The sequence below is a fragment of the Candidatus Schekmanbacteria bacterium genome (assembly GCA_003695725.1).
GTDB lineage: Bacteria > Schekmanbacteria > GWA2-38-11 > GWA2-38-11 > J061 > J061.
This window is the reverse complement of record RFHX01000069.1, coordinates 1-7682: the sequence shown is the minus strand read 5'-3', so window position 1 is coordinate 7682 and position 7682 is coordinate 1. Positions and strand designations below refer to the sequence as shown.

7 protein-coding genes are annotated in these 7682 nt (G+C 35.8%); 5 read left to right on the top strand and 2 right to left on the bottom strand.

Annotated elements, in window-relative coordinates:
• From D6734_03140 to D6734_03120, 5 genes are all read left to right on the top strand, one after another.
• The coding region (locus D6734_03140) for a hypothetical protein (protein ID RMF96879.1) at nucleotides 1-377 on the top strand (377 nt) is incomplete at its 5' end.
• Between the two features lie 105 nt (nucleotides 378-482).
• A complete protein-coding gene (locus tag D6734_03135; GenBank protein RMF96878.1) occupies nucleotides 483-2603 on the top strand; it encodes a hypothetical protein in 2121 nt (706 codons plus the stop codon).
• Nucleotides 2600-4051 (top strand): hypothetical protein, encoded by a 1452-nt coding sequence (locus tag D6734_03130; protein ID RMF96877.1) that lies wholly within the window; start codon nucleotides 2600-2602, stop codon nucleotides 4049-4051. The genes D6734_03135 and D6734_03130 overlap by 4 nt, the downstream gene beginning before the upstream one ends.
• Nucleotides 4052-4055: 4 nt before the next feature.
• Nucleotides 4056-4871 carry a CDP-alcohol phosphatidyltransferase family protein gene (locus D6734_03125; GenBank protein ID RMF96876.1) on the top strand — a complete coding sequence of 272 codons (816 nt, stop codon included), beginning with the start codon at nucleotides 4056-4058 and terminating at the stop codon, nucleotides 4869-4871.
• Nucleotides 4858-5898, top strand: a complete 1041-nt coding sequence (locus tag D6734_03120; protein ID RMF96875.1) for a glycosyltransferase — start codon at nucleotides 4858-4860, stop codon at nucleotides 5896-5898. The genes D6734_03125 and D6734_03120 overlap by 14 nt, the downstream gene beginning before the upstream one ends.
• Before the next feature lie 43 nt (nucleotides 5899-5941).
• Here D6734_03120 and D6734_03115 read toward each other — a convergent pair whose 3' ends face one another.
• Both D6734_03115 and D6734_03110 read right to left on the bottom strand, forming a co-directional pair.
• Nucleotides 5942-6985, bottom strand: coding sequence for a hypothetical protein (locus D6734_03115; GenBank protein ID RMF96874.1), 1044 nt, complete (start codon nucleotides 6983-6985; stop codon nucleotides 5942-5944).
• Nucleotides 6986-6992: 7 nt separating this feature from the next.
• The gene (locus D6734_03110; GenBank protein RMF96873.1) at nucleotides 6993-7541 is read right to left on the bottom strand and encodes a pyridoxamine 5'-phosphate oxidase family protein; all 549 of its coding nucleotides are present in this window, start codon (nucleotides 7539-7541) and stop codon (nucleotides 6993-6995) included.
• Nucleotides 7542-7682: the final 141 nt, after the last annotated feature.

Below are 7682 nucleotides of genomic sequence, written 5' to 3'. Positions count from 1 at the left end.
AAGCATTTAAATGCGACGGAAATAGTTTTGCTGGCTTGCTTTTGAACAATTCAAACTGGAAGAAAGATACTGCCTTTGCCCAAAGAAGATTATACACAGAACCAATGAAAGGAACCAAATTTTTGAACGCCCGTGAATACGGTGTTATGACAGATGAATGGTTTCTTGTTACAAATGAATTACGCGGAGTCGAATTATACAATATAAAAGAAGACCCTCTTGAACAGAAGGAAATTTCTGCCAAAAGACCAGATATTGTAAAAGAGCTTTTAGAACGCCTTGAAAAATGGAAAAAGGATTTTCCTGAAGTAAAACCTTTCACAGGTGACATTTCAGAAGAAAAAGTCAAAGCTCTCAAATCCCTTGGATACTTATAAAATATTCGTTATAAAATTGAACTTTAAAAATAATTATATTGATATAAGCATCATTTTCCTTTAAATAAGCTCACTTTACAAAATATTTTATTTTAAAAACAAGGTATGAACAAAAGTTTTATTAGAGTTTTAAATATATTCATCATCCTTCTTCTTCTGACAGCCGTTGCCGTTTATTTTACAGGGGGGTGGAAATTTAGTATTTCATCACTCCATTTCAACATAAAATCCATTGCACGAATATTAAATATAGCTCTAATCCTTCTTCTTTTAAAAACTCTTTTTCAAAAGGATAGTTACAAAATTGAAGCCTTTTTGGAAAAAATCCTATGTAGAGAAAATGAGAAAAATAAAGAAACTTTTACATTTGGCTCATCCCTCATTTTTTTAGTTGCAGGTATTATTTTAGGAATATGTGATGGACTTTTTGAGCCGTTGAAGTCCGTTAAATATATATTCACTCCCCTAACACCATCAGGATTGGAAAGATTGACAACAATTGGAAAAATGCTCCTTTTTTACAGCGCAGGTTTTTTCGCGCTTGGAATCATAATAAGTTTCATCATCTATTTCTTAAAAAATCTGCAGAATAAATTGACATTTACACTAGCGGCGGCTTTTACTCTTTCTTTCATCATTCTTTCTCGGTCCATCACTGCTTTTTCACTCATAAAACCCGAGCCGTATGGTCCTGTTGCCATAATCGACTGCATTGTATTTGCCATTCTAAGCATAACAATTTTTTACATCATTCCAAAACAAATATTCAGCCGGAAATTTCTGAATCTATCTTATCCGATAATCGGACTTATAGTTATATCTCTTTTTTATCTAATTCCCCATTTCATTGCCCAAAGCAGATACCAAAAGGAGGCAAAGGAGCCTCATAGTAGAGTTATTCTAATTACTATCGATACAACAAGGGCTGACCATCTCGGACTTTACGATTATGAAAGAAACACAACACCTAATTTGGAGAAATTAGCAAAAAAGGGCACTTTATTTTTAAGGGCATATTCACAAATGACAACAACTGACCCAAGTCACACAACAATTTTATCAGGAGCTTATCCCCGCACTCATGGGCTCTTAAAAAATGGTATGAAGCTTGGGAAGAAGGATTTAGATTTTCTTCAGAGCTGGTTTAAAAAACAAGGATACACAACAGCAGCCATTACAAGCCGCGCTTTCCTCGACCCCGATTATATGGAGCTTCCTCCATTCGATTACAAAAGTGTTCCCAACCACAAATTCAAGACCAAAAGAGGGAAAAAATATAAATACGATATTGCAACTGGAACATACAATAGAGCTAAACTTTGGATTGAGCATAACCTGGACAAGGATATATTTTTATGGGTGCATTTTTGGGACCCTCATGGTTCATACGATCCACCAGCCCCCTATAACTCTATGTTCAATAATGGCTATAAGGGAAGATATAGATATCCAAAAGAAATATTTCCCGGATTTCCAATAAATAAAAATGAATACTACTCAAAAGAAGAAGCAGATTATTTGACTTCTCTTTACGATGGGGAAATTGCTTTTGCAGACAAATATGTGGCTAAACTTATTGAATATATTTCAAAAAAAACGCCGCAAAACTCAGAAGCACCACTGTTCGTAATAACTTCCGACCATGGTGAAACGCTCGGCGAAATCCAGGACAAACGCGGTTATTGTTTTGATCATGGGAAAATCATCACATATAGCCAGATGCATGTTCCTCTGTTATTCATTTGGGAAGGAAAAATTCCCCAAAATGAAAAAATCGATGGAATCGTCGGACTTGTGGATGTAGCTCCAACTATTGCAGATTTAGTAAACAGCAAAAATAAATTTTCTGCCGATGGCATTAGTTTGAAAAATCTTTTATTGAAAAAGGATGGATTTAATCTTGAAAGAAATGCCATTGTTTCGCAAAGACGACTTATTGATAAAGAAACTCCGCCTCAATATAGATTCCTAAATGCCCGGGAATATGCAGTTGTAAAAGATAGATGGCTACTCCGAGTAAATGAAATAAGAGGCAACGAATTGTATGATATTATAAAGGATCCTCTTGAACAAATTGACCTTATAAAGGATAATAAAACAGTAGAAGATGAACTTCTCAAAGTCTTAGATCAATGGAAAAAGGAGTTTCCTGAAACCAAGATTAGCGGGAATATCATCACAGGAGACAGGGCAAAGCTATTGAAATCTTTAGGTTATATCCAATGAAGTATATAAAACAATCCCTTATTATTGTTCTTCTTATCATATCTACAACATTTTTCACCTTTTCCTGTGAAAGAGGGAAAGATAGAAAAGCCAAAAACTATAATGTAATAATAATCAGCATCGATGCTCTTAGGCCTGACCATATGTCAGATTATGGTTATTCAAGGCAAACCACTCCAAATATAGATGCATTCTTCAAAAAATGCACTCTTTTCAAGCATGCTGTAACTGTTTATCCAAAGACAGCATCAAGTATGACATCAATGCTGACAGGGCTATATCCTTACCATCATGGAGTTAGGAAAAATGCCAAGGATAAATTGAGAAAGACTATAAGGACACTTCCAGAAATTCTAAAAGGTTATGGATACTCAACAGCAGCCTTTATCAGCAATGTTGTTTTAAAGTCAAAGCTATCAGGTCTAAATCAGGGATTTGATGTATATGATGAAAGATTACAAGAAAAGGAATTGAACAGAAACCTACGTGAAAGGACTGCAGCAAACCTGATAAAACCTGCGATTAGATGGATAAAGGAGAACAAAGAGAAAAAATTCTTTTTATGGATTCATTTTATAGACCCTCATGGTCCCTACACACCACCAAAACCTTATAACAAAAAATTCCGTTCAAAGGAAAAGAAACTTATTGATATCAATTTGATTTCTTCCTATCAGAGACGCGGAAATCTTAACGATGCCAACCGTTATATTGACTATTATGATGGTGAAATAGCTTTTATGGATGAAAATGTTGGAAAACTTCTACGAATCATCAATAAAGAAGTCACCAAAAGAAAATCTTTGATAATCTTTACAGCCGACCATGGAGAAAGTCTGGGAGAGCACAATGATTATTTCGAGCATGGGCGAAGGGTCTATGACACTTGTTTAAGAATACCTCTTGCCATACATCTCGATGATGTAATTCCAGAAAACAAAATTAATGATACTGATCAAGTGGCAATAATCGATATTATGCCAACAATTCTTGACATTCTCGATATTGAACCACGAACAAGAATGGATGGCAAAACTCTTCTGCCTCTGATCACTAAAAATGAAAAATTGAATAGGGAATATGTATTCCCCGAAGTCTTAAATCAGTATAAACCAAAAACTGTTCCTAAAAATGTTGATTCTTTTAAAGCCATACGAAGCCGAGACTGGAAATATGTCCTCGCATTTGATAAAAATGGAAAAATTTTAAGTGAAGAATTATATAACATTGCCAATGACTATTCTGAAGAAAACAACTTGGCGTCTAAAGAAATAGATATCAAAAACAAATTGAAGAAAAAGCTTTTACAAGAATTAGAAAGGCAGAAGAAGAATATTTTTGAAAAAATAATAGACTGGATAGAAACAAAAGAAAGCAAAAAGAAGAGAGAGACGGAAATCAACAAAAAGGATTTAGAAGCTCTTAAAAGCTTAGGTTATGTAAAATAGAAAGATGGCAAAAGTCAAATACACATATGAAGATGTCAAATCAACTTACAAGGAAGTAGATGCGCCATGGACTGTTTTTGGAGTTGACCCATTTGTAACACCATTAATCTATTTTTTCGCCAATTATACAACCCTCTCCCCTACTTTCTTCACAATCTTTGGAATGGGACTTGCAATTCTGTCTTTCTTTTCCTTTCTGCAGGGTACACAGCCATATCTGATTGTTGGGGCAATTCTCTTTGAGCTTGCCTTCTGGTGTGACTGCATCGATGGCAAACTTGCCAGATTGACAGAAAAAAGTTCCCCTGAGGGAGCTTTTTTTGAGCTTCTTTTAGACCAAGGCAGAATGCTTCTTGTAACAATGGGGATTGCCTATGGCCAATTTCGTTTAAAAGGTGATTACAGTATCCTTATTATGGGACTTTGTTATGTAATCTTTCATTTCTTTTGGTTTGCTCTATGGAATATTTGGGGAAAGGCAAATAGAATGCGGCTTGAAAAATACAATATTGAATACGATAGGGATATGGAAATTAAGGCAAAGAAAGAAGCATTGAAAAAGAATAACAAACCAAAAGGATTGAGGAATAAAATTGGATTATTTGCTTTCAAACACAGGATTCTTGCAAGATACAGCTCAGTAGAAATAGACACTGTCGTTTTTTTAATATTTCCAATTTTATCGGCACCTATCACAGGTTTAAAGGTTGGTTTGATATTGTGGGCTTTATTGACTGCTTTTAAAACTTTAGATTTCAGCACAAAAATTTGCCGTCCCCCAAAACTTTTCAGCAGTCCTGAAGACGATGCCGGAATTTAATAAAGAAGACAAAATGAATAATAACGAAATAGCTGTAAGCGTAATCGTGTGCACCTACAATAGGGCTGAAAGTTTCAAGAAATTTCTTGAATCATTCTTCTCGCAGGACGGCAAATTCCCCGATTGCGAATTTCTCATTGTAGACAACAATTCCACTGACAACACACGGCAAGTATGTGAAGAATATCTAAAGAGCGATATGATTCAAGTGAGATATATCCACGAAAAACAACAAGGATTATCTTATGCCCGAAACACATCTGTAAAAAATGCCAGAGGGAAGCTTTTGGCTTTCATCGATGATGATGTTGTTGTTGACCGCAAATGGCTTCAAATGGTTAGAAAACTCGTAGATGAATATCCAGAATATATTGCAATGGGAGGCAAGGTTGTGCCAATCTGGGAAAAAGGCAAACCGCCGTGGGCTGTATTTGAAGGGAAATATGCGATAATTCAAAGCGTCTTTCCTTCTCATGATTACGGTAATGAAGTGAAGCCCTACCCCATAAGGACGCAAAAAAATCCAATGGGCGCTTGTATGATGATAAGAAGAGAAGCATTCGAAAAATACGGTCTTTTTCGCACAGATTTAGGTGTTTCAGGAGCATCATTAAAGACAGGTGGACTTCATGAAGATACTGAATTCATTTGGAGAATGCTTGCCCATGGAGAAAAAGCGCTTTATTATCCAAAAGCAGTGGTTTCACATTTTGTCCCTGAATCGCGCTCATCAAAGAAATATATCAAACAATGGTATTTCAAATCAGGGGCATCATTCACTAGAATGAAGCATAATTATTATGACAGACAGGAATATGTGAGATTTTTTGGAATTCCAAGATGGCTTTTCAAAAAATTCATCAAGCCTGCTTTTTGGCTTTTATTTGCTGTCAATAAAGAAAAAAGGTTTTTCTACCATTTGCGCTTTTATAGGCTGTTAGGGACATTGGCAGAATTTTTCAACCATAAATATGAAATGCTCAAAAAAAAAGGAAGTCCGCCTCAATCTATAGAAGAAAAACCATAAATATGAAAGCTGCAGACCAAGAATATTTTCTAATGGCTCTTATCTACTCAGTGGCATTGATAAAAACTTTCAGTTTTGCTTTCTTATAGCCGGTCTTCTGACTCTTGAAAACAATAACACCCTGATTAAAACCGGGCCTCAAACTCGATGTGCTTGAAATACGTATAAGGACATTTGAAGGTGTTTTATCGCGCAATGGCTCAACGGCAATCCAAGTAGGAATATTAGTCACCTGCCACTCGACACCTTCCCCTGTAGATGAAATCAATGAAAAAGTCCTTTCTCTTCCTGTTACATCTTCTCCAATTTTAACAGTACCAAAATCCACTATCGGTGAAATTCCTGAAACAAGAAGTTTGGGTTTTGTTTTCATGACAACTGCTTTTGCAGAAGCATATCTTGTTTTGTCAAGTTCACTGCGGGCAACTATATAGACTGTTTTGTTCTCCTTTTTTGAAGGAGCTTTATAGTAAAACTTTTTGCCCTTCTTTACAATCTTGCCAGCACTTCCATCAAATACTTCATTTTCTGCAGACTTCCCTCCCACAAAAAAGTGCCACGAAATATCTGAAGAGGCGCCGCTTCCCTTCTTCTTGACATTTAGAGATAATTTTTGCTTCTTCTTTACGACAATTGTAAATTTGGCTGGTTTCAACGAAACATCAAGGACTGCAGGAGGGTCATAGACAGTTATCTTTTTCGTAGCATTCTTGATGCCTGCTTTTTTACTCTTCGCCTTTATTATTACATCAATGGCTTTCGCAGTAACAGTCGATGTAATATACTCATTCGTATCCATTCTGTCGGTGATAATCTTCGTGTATGTTATCACCGAAGGGGCAGTATAAACTCCACTTTCATCGATTATTCCGTTATCTATGCCTGAAATTCCGCTGATTGTCCACTCAACATTTTTATAGTTTTTTCCCGGGGGTTTTATTTTAGCTTTAAAAGTTTCATTCTCTCCAACTTTTATATTGGAAGATGAGCTTTTAATTATAAGTTTTTTCTTCTTTGCCTCAGCAGTATTAACAATTAAAAGAGACAAAAAAATAACCAATAGAGATTTCGTAATTTTTTTGAACATTGTCACTTCAATCCCTATACCAAGTAACCATCCTGAAACCACCTCTCAAATAATTATAAGCAATCTTTTCAGGAATTATTTTAATTATCTTATAGTTGAAACTCTCGGGAAGCTGTGTAATGCCAAGTTGTTTTAGGACTTCTAATGGGTTGATAACCCTCAAACCCTCTTCGAAGAGTTCAGGATTGCTTTGTTTTGTGCAAACCTGTGCCTCTCCCCATATTTGGACACCCCGGGCGCCAAAAAAATCCTCGAGCGGTTTATATTCGGAAGCAATTGACACAGAGACTTTAGGGTTCACTTTCAAGTTGGCAAATTTTCCGCCACCTTCAGATATGACATATAGATTCATTCCTTCGCTGTGGTATTCAAGAGGAGTCGAGCGGGGAATATTATTGCTGCAGGTTGCAAGATGAAGCACATTGTTTGAAGCAAGATAATCTACGATTTCCTTTTCAACCTCTTCCACTGACAAATCTGTTCGAATCTTGATTCCCTTCTTCTCAAACATTGCCTGTTCAGGTGCTGAGATTTTTGCTATATTTATCCTTGCCATTCTCTTCGCTCCTTTTAATTTTCTTATCACTTATTAGCTAAATTTTTTTACAAATTATAGCAATAATTACTATTTTAACAATATAAACTTAACAGCATTCGAACAAACAAAAGGAAGGGGCTTAAAGCTGCGAAGTCCTTT

Excerpts from the sequence above, each read along its gene's own strand:
- D6734_03130 (RMF96877.1), top strand. The coding sequence starts at position 2,600 with ATGAAGTATATAAAACAATCCCTTATTATTGTTCTTCTTATCATATCT.
- D6734_03120 (RMF96875.1), top strand. The coding sequence starts at position 4,858 with ATGCCGGAATTTAATAAAGAAGACAAAATGAATAATAACGAAATAGCT.
- D6734_03115 (RMF96874.1), bottom strand. The coding sequence starts at position 6,985 with ATGTTCAAAAAAATTACGAAATCTCTATTGGTTATTTTTTTGTCTCTT.
- D6734_03110 (RMF96873.1), bottom strand. The coding sequence starts at position 7,541 with ATGGCAAGGATAAATATAGCAAAAATCTCAGCACCTGAACAGGCAATG.
- D6734_03125 (RMF96876.1), top strand. The coding sequence starts at position 4,056 with ATGGCAAAAGTCAAATACACATATGAAGATGTCAAATCAACTTACAAG.
- D6734_03135 (RMF96878.1), top strand. The coding sequence starts at position 483 with ATGAACAAAAGTTTTATTAGAGTTTTAAATATATTCATCATCCTTCTT.